Source organism: Nitratireductor sp. GCM10026969 (genome assembly GCF_042660605.1).
Classification (GTDB): Bacteria; Pseudomonadota; Alphaproteobacteria; order Rhizobiales; family Rhizobiaceae; genus Chelativorans.
The window spans coordinates 1-13,728 of the sequence record NZ_JBHSUM010000111.1 but is presented as its reverse complement, the minus strand read 5'-3'; the positions used below and the strand labels follow the sequence as shown (position 1 = coordinate 13,728).

Below are 13,728 nucleotides of genomic sequence, written 5' to 3'. Positions count from 1 at the left end.
GGTGGCTGGCTCGTCGGCCAGCGCGGCGACGAGACAGCCGCCCTGCCGCAAGCCTATCTGCAAGCGCTGGCACAGCAGCACGCCGAGCCCGATGCGCAGCCCGCCATGAGCGCCGCGCTCGGCCAGAACTTGCACGGAGCGCTGCTCTCCGCCGCCACGAACAGCGGCTGGATCGAAATTCCGCTGCCCGATCTCAGCGCCCACGGCTTCGATCTCATCGAGCGCGAGCGGGTGGTCATCGGTGATGAAGACATGATCCGCCTCGCCTATCGCTCCCCCGAGGAGACGCTGAACCTGTTTCTGCGTGTACGTCCGCAGGGCGGGAGCGGAAAGCTGCGCAGCACCGGCATGGATGATCTGGCGCTTGTGAACTGGTCCTCGGGGCCAATTTCCTACGCGCTCACGAGCGAAGCCCCACTGCGCAGGGCCAGGCAGATGGCCGAGATGGTGCGCGGCACGGTCGGCGCAGCACGTTTTGTCGACCCGGCGCCAGCCACGGTGTCCGAACCCGGAGAATCCGTCGCCGGCGACGGATTGCTGGGAGCTCCGCAACCCGCCGAGTCCTCCCCCCCACCCCTTCAGCCGAGCCAGCTCAACTGACATCGAAAAGAGTTCTTAAGTAATGAAAAATAAATATGCGTAACAATATTTCAACATGATTTCACAGCCGTCATATATAGTGTATGAGCAGACAAGTTTTAGACATAATAATAGTGGAAATTATATTCCGTTCACGACAGGACAGCAATTGAAAGCGGAGACTATTCATATGAAGCGTTCCATCATTCCCTTGGTCATGTCTGCGTTTGCATTCCCGGCCTTTGCGCAAGGGACCGACTTCGAGTCCATCGACATGGACCAGAGCGGAGGAATATCTCTGCAAGAAATTCAAGTCGTTGCGCCGGACGTGACCGAAGAGACCTTCAATGCCGTCGACACGGACGGAAGCGGCGACCTGTCACCCGAAGAGTTCGCCGCGATCGTCGACGGTTGAGCCTGCCCAGAAAGGAGGAATTACCATGATGAAAACCTTGCTTGCCTCACTTTTTGCATTGGCCATGTTCGCGCTGGCCGCCTGCGAGGGCGGCGAGTCACCCCCGCCCAATGCCGGTGCAGACGATATGAACCAGACGGAGCCGGCGGGCACCATGCCGGCGGATCCCGCTCCCGAACCGGCACAGTAACCGGTCTCGGACAAGAACGTGAAAGGGGGCGCGAGCGCCCCCTTCTTCATTCCGCCGGCAAGCGCGTCAGCGAAGCGGCTTATCCAGTGGTGGCATTGCCGATCCCAGCCGCTACGCTCGCCCGTCAATCACGGCGGTCCGACCTTGGATGGGTGAGGAAGCGCGCGGCTTCGCGCGAAAGCCTCCGGCCTACCGCACCTGATCGAGCAGCCGCTTGCACTCCAGAAGATCGAACAGCGTTTCCTGCAGAAGCGCCCGGTTGTCGCGCGACAGGCGTCCGTCATCGGCGGAAACGGGACCGTCTTCCTCCCGGCCCAGCCCGAAGAAGCGGCGGTTTGGCTTGGCTTTCGGCTGCCCGACAACCATCTCCTCCTCGTTCTTCTCCGCCTTGGCCTCGGCCGCCTTCTGCTGCGCGATCGCCTCCACGGCGGCCACGTCTCCGCGCCCGATTGCAACGATGAAGCGATTGCCGTTATCGCGCAGCAGCTTCTGAACACCCTTGATCGTGTAACCCTGCTCGTAGAGCATGTGGCGGATGCCCTTGATGAGCTCCACGTCCTGGGGGCGGTAGTAGCGCCGGCCACCGCCGCGTTTCATCGGCTTGATTTGGGTAAACCGCGTCTCCCAGAAGCGCAGCACATGCTGGGGAAGGTCGAGTTCCTCGGCGACTTCGCTGATCGTACGGAAAGCGTCCGGGCTCTTTTCCATTGTCGTCCCTCGGCTTGCTTGCGACTCACCCACTTTATTTCAGCAGGTTCTCGGGCTCAAACACAAGCGCGTCGGGCGGAAAGAGATGATCAGACCTTCTCGCCCTTGGTTTTGCGCATCTGATGGGCGCGCAAGATACGGTTCTTGAGGACGTTGGAGGCCTTGAAGGTCATCACCCGGCGCGGAAGGATGGGCACTTCCTCGCCTGTCTTCGGATTGCGGCCGATGCGCTCGTTCTTTTCGCGCACCTGGAATGTGGCGAACGAGGACAGTTTCACGGTCTCGCCGCGCACCACCGCGTCGCAGACCTCCTGAAGCACCATCTCAACGATCTGGGCCGATTCGGTGCGCGACAGCCCCACCTTCCGGTAGACGGCTTCCGCGAGGTCGGCGCGTGTGACTGTCTTTCCCCCCATCCGACCACTCAATCCTTCGAAACTATTGAAAATTCAAAGCGACGGCAGGGACGTTACAAAAGTTCGTCCACACAGGTCAAGGACTTGAATCGGCATGAAAACTCACCAGCGCAAGAGCACCGCACCCCATGTGAAGCCGCCGCCCATCGCCTCCAGAAGCACCAGATCCCCGCGCTTGATCCTGCCGTCGGCCACCGCATGGGCCAGCGCCAGCGGTACGGACGCTGCCGATGTGTTGCCGTGCAGGTCGACGGTAACGACCACCTTCTCCTCGGCAATGCCGAGCTTGCGGGCGGAGGCGTCGATGATGCGCTTGTTGGCCTGGTGCGGGACGAACCAGTCGATGTCCCCGGCGGTGACGTCCGCCTTGGCGAAGACGTCTTCGATCACGTCGGTGATCATGCCCACCGCATGTTTGAACACCTCTCGCCCCTGCATGCGCAGATGACCGACCGTACCGGTGGTGGATGGGCCGCCATCGACATAGAGCTTGTCCTTCTGCGCGCCGTCGGAGCGCAGCGACGAGGCGATGATGCCGCGATCGGCATTGCTTCCCTCGCCCTCGATCCCCTCGATGACGACCGCCCCCGCCCCGTCGCCGAACAGCACGCAGGTGGTGCGGTCGCTCCAGTCGAGGATGCGCGAAAAGGTTTCGGAACCGATCACCAGGGCGCGCCGGGCCAGCCCGCCCCGGATATGCAGATCGGCAACGGTGATCGCATAGACGAAGCCGCTGCACACCGCCTGCAGGTCGAAGGCATAGCCGTGGTGCATGCCCAGCCGGTCCTGGATTTCGACTGCGGTCGCGGGAAAGGTGTTGTTGGGCGTCGAAGTCGCCAGGACGATGAGATCGATATCGCCGGGCTCGAGCCCTGCATTCTCCAGCGCCTTGCGCGCGGCATCTTCGCCCAGCGAGGCGGTCGTCTCGTCGTCGGCGGCGATGTGGCGCTGCCGGATTCCGGTGCGCTGTACGATCCACTCGTCGGACGTGTCGACCAGCCCTTCGAATTCCTTGTTCACCATGATGCGGCGCGGCAGGGCTGAACCGATGCCACGCACGGCGGATCTCATCATCATCTCATCTCATGCGTTGGAAGCAATGTGGCCCGCCAATGCGGCAGGTTTGCGGGCATGGAAGAGGTCGAGCGTGGCACGCGTCTTGTCGAAGACACCGCTCCTGACCATTTCGTATCCCAGTTCGACGGCCGCGGCGAAACTTTCCTCGTCGGCGCCGCCATGGCTTTTGACGACGATGCCCTTGAGGCCGAGGAACACCCCGCCATTGGTCTTGCGCACATCCATCTTTTCACGCAGGCGCTCGAACGCCCCGCGTGCAAATAGGTATCCGATGCGCGCCATCAAGGTGCGGCTCATGGCCTCGCGCAGATAGGTGGATATCTGGCGCGCCGTGCCTTCCGCCGCCTTCAGAGCGATGTTGCCGGCGAAGCCCTCGGTGACCACCACGTCGACGGTGCCCTTGCCGATGTCGTCGCCTTCGACGAACCCCTCGTAGCGCATGGTCGCCAGTTCTGCCTCGCGCAGCATGCGACCGGCCTCCTTGACCTCCTCCTGGCCCTTGATCTCCTCGACGCCGACGTTGAGGAGACCCACCGTCGGCCGCTCGATATCGAAGAGCGCGTTGGCCAGCGCTGCGCCCAGGATGGCGAAATCGACGAGTTGCTGGGCGTCCGCGCCGATTGTCGCGCCGACATCGAGCACCACGCTCTGGCTGCGGATGGTGGGCCAGATGGCGGCGATGGCCGGGCGCTCGATATCGGCCATGGTGCGCAGGCAGAATTTGGACATGGCCATCAGCGCCCCGGTATTGCCGGCGGAAATGCAGGCATCCGCCTCGCCGGACTTCACCGCCTCGATCGCCCGCCACATGGAGGACTTCCAGCGTCCCTGGCGCAAGGCCTGGCTCGGCTTGTCGTCCATGCGCACCGCGACGTCGCAATGCGCGAACGTGCTTACCTCCTTCAGGCGCGGCAGGCGGTCGAGCACCGGGAGCACCGCCTCCTCACGGCCGAAAATGAGAAAACGCACATCCGGCCGGCGCTCGACCACCCGGACGAGGCTCGGGAGTGTGACCTCTGGGCCGTGGTCTCCGCCCATTGCGTCAATCGAAATGCGTATCACGCGTGAAGTGCCTCAAAAGTTGAGCGTTGGGGCTCGCGAAAAGTGCCGCGAAAATAGCGGTTTTGCGCCGCGGCACAACCTCGTTTCGCATAAACTCCCAGGATCAGTACCGGTCGCGCAGCTTCTTCAGCTCCCTGGCGAGCGGCCCGGCATCAGCCTTGGCCGGGGCCTCTTCCTCCGGCGGGTCGAGCTTCACGCCCTCCTTGCGCGGATAGGGATCGATGCCGAGAACGAAGAATTCCTCCGCCAGCGCACCGATGTCGAGCGAATCGCCGATGAAGGGTTCCGGCGGATCTTCCCCTTCCGGATCCAGCACCAGCTCGCCGCCTTCATGTTCGACCCGTGCAAGGCGCGAGCCCTCGGGCACGAAAGTGGCTGCGATGTCTTCATCGATGCGCCCGGCGATCGGCTCCAGCGTTACCACGCAGCTGTGCATGATGTCGGCCTCCACACGTCCGAGCACGCGCACGCCACCGGCCTTCCACGGACGCACGGTAAGCTCCGCCCGGAAGCGCTCCACCGACAAAAGGTCGTGCAGGCGCGCCAACGCCGCGCGTTGGGCGCTGTCGGCCTCGATGGTCACCGTCGTGCCCTTCTCGGGAAGACGATTGACCCGCAGCGGATAGGAGACCGGGCTCGTTGCGGCACTAACGGTCATCGGTCACCTCCTCCTTCAACGGCGGAAAGCGAATCTTGCCGGCACGCAGATCGTCTCCAATGGTCGCGGCGAGGATCGCATGCGCATCCAGAACGTAGGACGCGAGTTCGCCCGCTTCCTCCCATACGGCGCGGTCGGGCGCAATGTTCCGCTTCAAGGCGTCGCCAAGCGCGGCGGCATCCGCCCGGTCGACCGCCTCGCCATACGCCGACAACCGGCCGTAAAACATGCGCGCGAGCTTCTTCATGCGCTTCGGTACGCCCATATCGCCGATGCCGAGTTCGCGCAGCGAATGGTCGACCTCGAGAAAAAAATGGTCCGTCAGTTCCTGAGCGATCTCCTTCAGCGCCCCTTCCTCACCGCGCAGGCGGTGCAGGAGGAGAAAGACGTGCAGCGACATCATCTCGAAACGGCCGAGCGGCGTGTCCGGCACCCGCCAGGCGGAATAGAGCCGCGGCTGCCGCGCCGCCGCCACGATTTCCCCGTACAGAGCGTCCACGACCAAGCGTCGGTCGCGCCGGCCTCCACCGGAAAGCCACTGAAACATGGGAATGCGCTCCTTAAGGCTGATTCGGATATGATGCACACGGAGCCAGCGGCAAGTCCGGTTGCATCGATGCGAAAGCTGGTTTACCGCTTTTGCCGACGCGTGCAAGGTCGCGGCCGGCCAGCCGGGGCGCACTGGGTTCATGGGAGATGTCGTTGCAGGTGCGGAAATTCAAGACCAGAAACGGCTGTCAGCTCGCCTTCGTCACGGCGCTGGGTGCTGCCGCGATCGCATTGTCGGGATGCAATGCGGCCTCGACCCTCAATCCACGCCAGACCCTGACGCAGGGCTATGTCATCGACGAGCAGGCGCTGGAACTCGTTCCCGAAGGCTCGAGCCGCGAGCAGGTGCTCTTGGCGCTCGGAACCCCGTCGACGACGGCGACCTTCGATAACGAGGTCTTCTACTACATTTCGCAAAAGCGCGTGCGCGGCGCCGCCTTCATGAAACCGCGGCTGGTCGACCAGCAGGTCCTGGCCGTCTACTTCAACAACGACCAGCGCGTGGAGCGAATCGCCCATTACGGGATGAAGGACGGCAAGCTGTTCGACTTCATCACGCGGACCACGCCCACCGGCGGCAAGGACCAGAACTTCCTGGCCCAGATGATCGCCGGCGTCGCCTCCGGCCAGCCGCCGACGAATCCGCTGGGCGTGCAATAGCGCCGAAGCGCGGCCACCGGCCGCAGCCGGTTTCAAAGAAAAGGCCCACGGGGGAAAAAACCCCGCGGGCCTTTTCGCGTTTGTCCTGCCTCAATGCGCCAGGACGGCCAGAAGCAGAAGCGCGATGATATTGGTGATCTTGATCATCGGATTGACCGCAGGGCCGGCCGTGTCCTTGTAGGGATCGCCCACCGTGTCGCCGGTGACCGAGGCCTTGTGTGCCTCCGACCCCTTCTCGTGGCGCACGCCGTCACTGTCGATGAAGCCGTCCTCGAAGGACTTCTTGGCGTTGTCCCAGGCGCCGCCGCCGGCCGTCATGGAGATGGCAACGAACAGCCCGGTGACGATGACGCCGAGAAGCATGGCGCCTACGGAGGCAAACGCCTGGTTCTTGCCGCCGATCAGGTAGATGACACCGAAGACGACGAGCGGCGAGAGGACCGGCAGGAGCGAGGGCACGATCATTTCCTTGATCGCCGCCTTGGTCAGGAGATCGACCGCGCGGCTGTAATCCGGCTTCTCCGTGCCCTGCATGATGCCCGGCTTCTCCTTGAACTGCCGGCGCACCTCCTGGACGATGGCGCTACCCGCGCGGCCGACGGCGGTCATCGAAAGGCCGCCGAACAGGAAGGGCAGAAGGCCGCCGAACAAGAGACCGACCACGACATACGGGTTGGATAGGGCGAAATCGACCGTCACACCTTCGAAGAAGGAGCCCGGCTCCGCGTTTTCGGCGAAGAATTTGAGGTCCTCCGTATAGGCCGCGAACAGCACGAGCGCGCCGAGGCCGGCCGAGCCGATGGCGTAGCCCTTCGTCACCGCCTTGGTCGTGTTGCCCACGGCGTCGAGCGCGTCCGTCGTCTGGCGCACTTCGGCCGGCAGGTCCGCCATCTCGGCGATGCCGCCGGCATTGTCCGTGACGGGGCCGAAGGCGTCGAGCGCCACCACCATGCCCGCCAGCGCCAGCATCGTCGTCACCGCAATGGCGATGCCGAAGAGGCCGGCCAGCACATAGCTCGCCAGGATGCCGGCGATGATGACCAGGGCCGGAAGCGCCGTGGCTTCCAGTGAAACTGCCAGGCCCTGGATGACGTTGGTGCCATGGCCGGTCACCGATGCCTGGGCGATGGAGCGGACCGGACGAAACCCGACACCCGTGTAGTATTCGGTGATCCAGATGATGAGCCCCGTCACCGCCAGCCCGATGACGCCGCAGAAGAAGAGGCTGGCACCGCTGAACGTGGCCCCGCCGGCTTCGAAGGTGGTCGAACCGCCGAGCCACAGCCAGACGATCAGCGCCAGCGCCACCACCGAAAGGAGCGCCGTGGCCCAGAAGCCCTTGTAGAGGGCGCCCATGATCGAGTTGTTGGCCCCCAGCTTGACGAAGAAGGTGCCGATAATCGACGTCACCACGCAGGCCGCGCCGATGACCAGCGGGAACAGCATGAGAGTGAAGGCGGTCTCTCCGGTGAAGAAGATGGAGGCCAGCACCATGGTGGCGACGACGGTGACGACGTAGGTCTCGAAGAGATCGGCCGCCATGCCGGCGCAGTCGCCGACATTGTCGCCCACATTATCGGCGATGGTGGCCGGGTTGCGAGGGTCGTCCTCGGGAATGCCTGCCTCGACCTTGCCGACGAGGTCGCCGCCGACATCCGCGCCCTTCGTGAAGATGCCGCCGCCGAGGCGGGCGAAGATCGAGATCAGCGAAGCGCCGAAGCCGAGCGCCACCAGCGCGTCGATCACGGTACGGTCGGTCGGCGCATTGCCCATCGGGCCGATCAGTGTCCAGAAATAGACGGACACGCCGAGCAGCGCCAGACCCGCCACCAGCAAGCCGGTGATGGCGCCGGACTTGAAGGCGATGTCGAGGCCGGCAGCCAGGCTGTTCGAAGCCGCCTGCGCCGTGCGCACATTGGCCCGCACCGACACGTGCATGCCGATGAAGCCCGCTGCCCCCGAAAGCACGGCGCCGATGAGGAAACCGATCGCCGCGGCCGCGTTCAGGAGCCACCAGGCGATCAGGAAGACCACCACGCCGACAAGGGCGATGGTCGTATACTGGCGCGTCAGATACGCCTGCGCACCCTCCCTGATGGCACCGGCGATTTCCTGCATGCGCGCACTGCCCTGGTCGGCCGCAAGGACCGACTGCGTCGCCCAGATGGCGTAGAGGACAGAAAGCAGGCCGCAGGCGATGACGACATAAAGCATTGTCATTGCCAATTATCCCTTGATTTCGGCCCGCTGGAACCCCTCCCGGGCCTTGAGAAAGGCCGACGGCGGAAAATGCCGCAACCCAGGGCGCGACTTTGAGAAAGACACCGACGCCCGTCAAGCCTTCATGCGACGAATGTTCGCAGCCGGGGGTGTCTTGGATTGTTCGAGGTGACGTGAGCGCACCCGGCACTCCGTCAAGAAATCCAAAGGGGCGATCCATCTCTGAGATGCGATGAATAGGAGACCGCTTCGAGCACAAAGCGGCCCTCTCTTTCGCACGGCGAACGGCCGCTTGGTACTCCCATCCCGGCCCATTCAAGACTGATCCAAGTTCGTTGAAAGCAGGCACGAAGACGGCGTTAGACGAACGTTTCAGATCGGGGTGGGATAGCGAACGTTACCACAAACACAATCAAGCGTTTTCTGTTGAGGCTATTGCAGGATTTTGTTGCCAATCTTCAATTCATCCCAAGCGCGAACAGTTATAGATACTGTTTGAGTGGGAACCTCCAATTCTGCAAGGTCATTCGAATGCAAGATCGATTCACCATATTCATTGACGAAAGTGGCGAGGCCGGCATTGAAAAGGTCCGCTCTGCGTCATCGGTTGGCGCCTCCCCATACATGACCTTGGGCGCTTCACTTATAGGCAACCGGTCTCGAAAAGCCATCGAGGATACCTTGGACAAGATCGGTGCTGAAATTGGCAAGAGTCCCCTTCATTGCTCACAGCTCAAGCACTACCAACTTCTCCACTTTGTCCGGCAGATCACGCAGCAAAAGATGAGACTGTTTGGAGTCATCTCCCGTAAAGCAACACTCGGCAGCTACAAGGCCGCCATCGCCGATGACAGCAGCATGTACTACAACAAGTGCGCCCAGTACCTGCTGGAGCGTGTTGGTTGGTTCATGGAAGCGCGTGAAATCCTGCCCGAGAATCTCGATATCATCTTTGAGAAAGCGAACGTCGATTACGAAAGGATGCGCAACCTGCTGTGGACCTGCCAATCTACTCCCAAGCACCCACACACCAAGAAGCTGCAGCATATCGACATCCGCAACATAGCAATAAAGAAGAAAAGCGAGGAGCCTCTGCTACAACTGGCCGACCTTGTCGCGCACGCGCTGTACAAATGTGTTGATAAGCAGGACAAGAACTTCGGCATACCAGAACCTCGCTATTTACGCGAGCTGGCCCCGCACTTCTTTGGTCACCCCGAAACCCAAAGCGTGGTGGGCGCTGGCCTATACTGCGTGCATTCTACGCGCGACCTTAAGCTGGCTTCTGAGGTGGAAGAGGTTTTCAACAGCATGGTAGCCAACCACCCATAAGGAGAATTCTGTTGCCTGGCCGAATGTCCGCAACGGCCGGAACTCGTTATCAAGGCAGAGCGAACCTACCAGCAGCTTTCCATAAATCCACTAAAGCAGACAGCCCGCTCCCGGCCCCACTGCAGCAGCCCAACACATTTCCGTTGAACTTCCGCTCACCGCAAAACGCCGGCATTCTCGCCGCGACACCGCCCTGCCCGCCGCCTCAAGCCACGCGCGCCCGGCGCCTGCGCCTGATGGCGAGCAGCCCGAGCATCACGAGACACGCGCCGGCCACCGGAAAAATCACCCAGTTCAGCATCTCCCAGCCGAAGGCGTTGTAGACGCGGCCGGACATGAGGGAGGAGAAGGCGACGGTCGAGAACAGGATCAGATCGTGGACGCCCTGCACCTTGTTGCGCTCCGAGGAGCGGTAGCAGTCGGCCACCATGGCGGTGGCGCCGATGAAGCCGAAATTCCAGCCGATGCCGAGCAGGATCAGCGCCAGCCAGAACTGCCACAGCGCGATCCCCGACAGCGCCACGAGGCCGCAGCCGATGAGAAGCAGAAGCCCGGTGGCGACGATCCGCTCCTTGCCGAAGCGGGTGATGAGGCGGCCGGTGACGAAGCTCGGTGCGAACATGGCCAGTACGTGCCAGGAGATGCCCAGCGTTGCCTCGTCCGGCGAAAACCCGCAACCGACGATCGCCAGCGGCGCACCCGTCATGACGAAGCTCATCAGCGCGAAGGAACTGACCCCGCAAAGAAGGGCGACCAGGAAACGCGGCCGGGAAAGGATCTCGGCCAGCGGGCGGGCGGGCTCATCGTCCTCGGGGCCGGCAGCGGGCATGTCCTTCGGCAGGCGAAGGAAGGAAAGGACGAGAGCGCCGACGGCGGCAAGGCCGACCACGGAGACGAAGGCCCCGGCGAACATCACGGGCGCGAAGAGCTCGCGCGTGTGAATGGCCGCCTGCGGGCCGATGATGGCGGCGAAGACGCCGCCCATCAGCACCCAGGCGATGGCGCGCGGCTTGAAGGTGGAGGGCGCGTTGTCGACCGCCGCAAAGCGGTATTGCTGAACGAACGCATTGCCGCCGCCGATGAAGAGCATGCCCAGCGCAAACAGCCAAAAATTGGCCTGAAAGAGCCCAAGGGCGGCGATTGCCCCGCCGAGCGCCGTCGCCCCCGTGCCGGAGACCAGACCATTGCGACGTCCGATCGCGCGCATCAGAAGCGCGGCCGGCAGGGCGGCGATCGCCACGCCGATATTGAAGCCCGTGACGGGTGCGGTCGCCAGCGACTTGTCGGCGCCCAGGAGATAGCTCCCCGCCAGACCGCCCATCGAAATGGCGATGGGGGCCGAGCTGCCGGCCACCGCCTGCGCCGCCGCGAGAATGAGCGCGGTGCGTTTGGCTTCGCGGTGGCCGGTGTCGGTCAAGACGTTCCCTTCCCCCTGCCCTCGCCGCGGTTCCGGCTGGCCACGCGATCGAGAACGGCATTCACCAGCTTGGGCTCCTCCTCACCGTAGAAGGCCTTGGCGATGTCCACATATTCGGAAATGATGACGGCGACCGGCACGTCCTTGCGGCCGGTCAATTCATAGACGCCGGCGCGCAGGATCGCCCGCAGCGTCGAATCGAGGCGCGACAGCGGCCAGTCCTCGGTGAGCGCATGGTGGATGATGGGATCGATCGCCTTCTGGTTCTCGACCACGCCCGAAAGGATGGCGCGGAACCACTGCGGATCCGCCTCCCGGTAAAGCGCCCCGTCGATCTCCTTGCCCAGCCGGAAAGCCTCGTACTCGGCCGTCGTCTCCATCAGGCCCGTGCCGCCGACGTCCATCTGATAGAGCGCCTGGACGGCGGCAAGCCGCGCCGCGCCGCGCTTGTTGGCCGGGCGGAAGGTGCCCGACGGCTCGTCTGCAGGATGCGCCACCTCAGGCTCCCAATCGTTCCTTGATCCCGATCAAGTCGAGGGCGGCCCTGGCCGCCGCATAGCCCTTGCCGCCGCCGGGATGGCTGCCCTCGCCCTTCTCGATCCGGACGAGTGCCTGCGCCTCGTTCTCGACCGTCAAAATGCCGTTGCCGACCGCCAGCCCATGGCGCACCGCCAGATCCATGAGCGCGCGGCTCGACTCGTTCGAGACTATCTCGAAATGATAGGTCTCGCCGCGGATGACGCAACCGAGCGCCACGAAACCGTCATAGGCTTCGGCACCCTTTTTTGCCGCTTCGACCGCATAGGCGACCACGGCGGGGATCTCCAGCGACCCAGGCACCGTCACCACCTCGTACGCCGCGCCGGCCTCATCCAAGGCAAGCTTCGCGCCCTTCAGCAGGCCATCGGCCAGATGGTCGTAGAAGCGGGCCTCGACAATGAGGATTCTTGGTCTTTTCGTTGCCATTATTGTCTCCGGCGAGTGGCGATGGGAAGCGCTGGATTAGGCTTCTTTATCCGCCTGCGCAAGCCGTGCCGCATAGCGGGCCATGGTGTCGACCTCGATATTCACCGCGTCGCCCTTCTGCCGCTCCGCCCAGGTCGTCACGAGCAGCGAATGCTGGATGAGCAGCACGTCGAAACGGTTGCCATCGACGCGATTGACGGTGAGCGACGTGCCGTCGAGCGCGACCGACCCCTTGGGCGCAATGAACTTGGCCAGATCCTCCGGCGCCTCGAAAACGAAGCGCACCGCCTCGCCCTCCTCAAGCCGCTCCACGATCGAAGCCGTCCCGTCCACATGGCCGGCGACGATGTGGCCGCCGAGTTCGTCGCCCACCTTCAAGGGGCGTTCCAGATTGAGCCGCGTGCCTTCCGCCCAGTGCGACGCCGTCGTCAGCCGCAGGGCCTCTTCCCACGCCTCGACCTCGAACCAGCGCTGATTCGAGCCTCTTTCCGGCAGGGCGACGACGGTCAGGCAAACGCCCGCGCAAGCGATGGAGGCGCCGATAGCGATGCTCTCGGGATCGTAATGCGTCTCGATCCGCAGCCGCCTGCCCTCGCGCAAGGGCGCAACCGAGACGACGGTACCCACATCGGTAATGATACCCGTGAACATCAGTCCGCCCTCACATACTCGAAATACAGATCCTCGCCGAAGCGGGCCTCGCGCCGTTTGGCGAAGCCAGCCGGGATATGGTCGGGATCGACCGGCGAGGCAATGCCATGCGCACCGATCGTGCGCGGCCCGATGAACAGGCAGAGCCGGTCCACCAGCCCTTCGGCAAGAAAGGCAGCGGCCGTATGGCCCCCGCCCTCGACCATCAGGCTGGAATAGCCGCGCGCGGCAAGGTCCTCGAGCAGTTCGGGAAGCGCGATGTTGCCGTCGAGCGCCTCCACGGCCAGGAACTCGACCCCCTGGTCGGCGTAGGCCGCACGCCGCTCCGCTGAGATGTCGCTTGCGGTAGTGAGGAAGAGCGGCACCCGGCGCGCGCCCGCCACCAGCGCCGATTGCAATGGCAGGCGCAGGTGCCGGTCGAGCACAATGCGCGCCGGTGAACGCCCTTCCAGCCCGGGCAGCCGGCAGGTGAGCACGGGATCGTCGGCAAGCGCCGTGCCGATGCCGACCAGGATCGCGTCCGCCTCGGCGCGCATCAGATGCACCTGGGCGCGCGCACCTTCGCCCGTGATCGCGATCTGTCCCTCGCCTGCCATGCCGATCTTGTAATCGGCGGAAAGCGCAAGCTTGAGCATCACTTCCGGACGCTTGCTGACGGAACGCGTGAGATATCCCCGCATCAGGTCGGCGGCCTCGTCGGCCAGCACGCCTTCCACCACCTCGATCCCGGCGGCACGCAGGATGGCGTAGCCCTTGCCGCTCACGCGCGGGTCCGGGTCGCTCGCCGCACCGACGACGCGCTTCACACCGGACGCGACCAGCGCCTCG

The 13,728-nt window shown here is 63.8% G+C and carries 17 protein-coding genes; 5 read left to right on the top strand and 12 right to left on the bottom strand.

Annotated features, from left to right (window positions below; translation table 11 throughout):
• The 3 genes from ACFP9U_RS18400 to ACFP9U_RS18390 all read left to right on the top strand — a co-directional run.
• A partial coding sequence (locus ACFP9U_RS18400) for a hypothetical protein (RefSeq protein WP_378623685.1) occupies positions 1-600 on the top strand: 600 nt, incomplete at its 5' end.
• A gap of 169 nt (positions 601-769) precedes the next feature.
• The gene (locus ACFP9U_RS18395; protein ID WP_378623683.1) at positions 770-994 is read left to right on the top strand and encodes a hypothetical protein; all 225 of its coding nucleotides are present in this window, start codon (positions 770-772) and stop codon (positions 992-994) included.
• Between the two features lie 25 nt (positions 995-1,019).
• Positions 1,020-1,184, top strand: coding sequence for a hypothetical protein (locus ACFP9U_RS18390; RefSeq protein ID WP_322450746.1), 165 nt, complete (start codon positions 1,020-1,022; stop codon positions 1,182-1,184).
• A 189-nt stretch (positions 1,185-1,373) separates the two neighbouring features.
• On the opposite strand, the gene ACFP9U_RS18385 is transcribed toward ACFP9U_RS18390, so the two are convergent.
• The 6 genes from ACFP9U_RS18385 to ACFP9U_RS18360 all read right to left on the bottom strand — a co-directional run bounded on the left by ACFP9U_RS18385 (position 1,374) and on the right by ACFP9U_RS18360 (position 5,652).
• Positions 1,374-1,892, bottom strand: a complete 519-nt coding sequence (locus ACFP9U_RS18385; RefSeq protein ID WP_322450745.1) for a MerR family transcriptional regulator — start codon at positions 1,890-1,892, stop codon at positions 1,374-1,376.
• An 89-nt stretch (positions 1,893-1,981) separates the two neighbouring features.
• Positions 1,982-2,308: an integration host factor subunit alpha gene (locus ACFP9U_RS18380; RefSeq protein WP_378623681.1), complete on the bottom strand. Its 327-nt coding sequence runs from the start codon at positions 2,306-2,308 to the stop codon at positions 1,982-1,984.
• 102 nt (positions 2,309-2,410) lie between these two features.
• On the bottom strand, positions 2,411-3,382 hold the full coding sequence (locus tag ACFP9U_RS18375; RefSeq protein ID WP_378623686.1) for a beta-ketoacyl-ACP synthase III: 972 nt from the start codon (positions 3,380-3,382) through the stop codon (positions 2,411-2,413).
• A 9-nt stretch (positions 3,383-3,391) separates the two neighbouring features.
• Positions 3,392-4,447 (bottom strand): phosphate acyltransferase PlsX, encoded by a 1,056-nt coding sequence (plsX, locus tag ACFP9U_RS18370; protein WP_378623679.1) that lies wholly within the window; start codon positions 4,445-4,447, stop codon positions 3,392-3,394.
• A 103-nt stretch (positions 4,448-4,550) separates the two neighbouring features.
• A complete protein-coding gene (locus tag ACFP9U_RS18365; RefSeq protein WP_378623678.1) occupies positions 4,551-5,105 on the bottom strand; it encodes a YceD family protein in 555 nt (184 codons plus the stop codon).
• On the bottom strand, positions 5,095-5,652 hold the full coding sequence (locus tag ACFP9U_RS18360) for a ubiquinol-cytochrome C chaperone family protein (protein WP_378623676.1): 558 nt from the start codon (positions 5,650-5,652) through the stop codon (positions 5,095-5,097). The genes ACFP9U_RS18365 and ACFP9U_RS18360 overlap by 11 nt, the downstream gene beginning before the upstream one ends.
• A gap of 149 nt (positions 5,653-5,801) precedes the next feature.
• Between ACFP9U_RS18360 and ACFP9U_RS18355 the strand changes: the two genes are divergently transcribed.
• Positions 5,802-6,314, top strand: a complete 513-nt coding sequence (locus ACFP9U_RS18355; RefSeq protein WP_322450740.1) for an outer membrane protein assembly factor BamE — start codon at positions 5,802-5,804, stop codon at positions 6,312-6,314.
• Between the two features lie 90 nt (positions 6,315-6,404).
• Here ACFP9U_RS18355 and ACFP9U_RS18350 read toward each other — a convergent pair whose 3' ends face one another.
• Positions 6,405-8,534, bottom strand: coding sequence for a sodium-translocating pyrophosphatase (locus ACFP9U_RS18350; protein ID WP_322450739.1), 2,130 nt, complete (start codon positions 8,532-8,534; stop codon positions 6,405-6,407).
• Between the two features lie 531 nt (positions 8,535-9,065).
• Here ACFP9U_RS18350 and ACFP9U_RS18345 point away from each other — a divergent pair.
• A complete protein-coding gene (locus ACFP9U_RS18345; RefSeq protein WP_378623674.1) occupies positions 9,066-9,866 on the top strand; it encodes a DUF3800 domain-containing protein in 801 nt (266 codons plus the stop codon).
• A 205-nt stretch (positions 9,867-10,071) separates the two neighbouring features.
• Here ACFP9U_RS18345 and ACFP9U_RS18340 read toward each other — a convergent pair whose 3' ends face one another.
• The 5 genes from ACFP9U_RS18340 to ribD all read right to left on the bottom strand — a co-directional run.
• Positions 10,072-11,283, bottom strand: a complete 1,212-nt coding sequence (locus tag ACFP9U_RS18340; RefSeq protein WP_378623672.1) for an MFS transporter — start codon at positions 11,281-11,283, stop codon at positions 10,072-10,074.
• Positions 11,280-11,780, bottom strand: a complete 501-nt coding sequence (gene nusB / locus ACFP9U_RS18335; RefSeq protein ID WP_378623671.1) for a transcription antitermination factor NusB — start codon at positions 11,778-11,780, stop codon at positions 11,280-11,282. Before nusB ends, ACFP9U_RS18340 begins: the two co-directional genes overlap by 4 nt.
• A 1-nt stretch (position 11,781) precedes the next feature.
• On the bottom strand, positions 11,782-12,249 hold the full coding sequence (gene ribH, locus ACFP9U_RS18330) for a 6,7-dimethyl-8-ribityllumazine synthase (protein ID WP_378623669.1): 468 nt from the start codon (positions 12,247-12,249) through the stop codon (positions 11,782-11,784).
• A gap of 36 nt (positions 12,250-12,285) precedes the next feature.
• Positions 12,286-12,900, bottom strand: coding sequence for a riboflavin synthase (locus ACFP9U_RS18325; RefSeq protein ID WP_378623666.1), 615 nt, complete (start codon positions 12,898-12,900; stop codon positions 12,286-12,288).
• The coding region (ribD, locus tag ACFP9U_RS18320; protein ID WP_378623665.1) for a bifunctional diaminohydroxyphosphoribosylaminopyrimidine deaminase/5-amino-6-(5-phosphoribosylamino)uracil reductase RibD at positions 12,900-13,728 on the bottom strand (829 nt) is incomplete at its 5' end. The genes ACFP9U_RS18325 and ribD, both read right to left, overlap by 1 nt.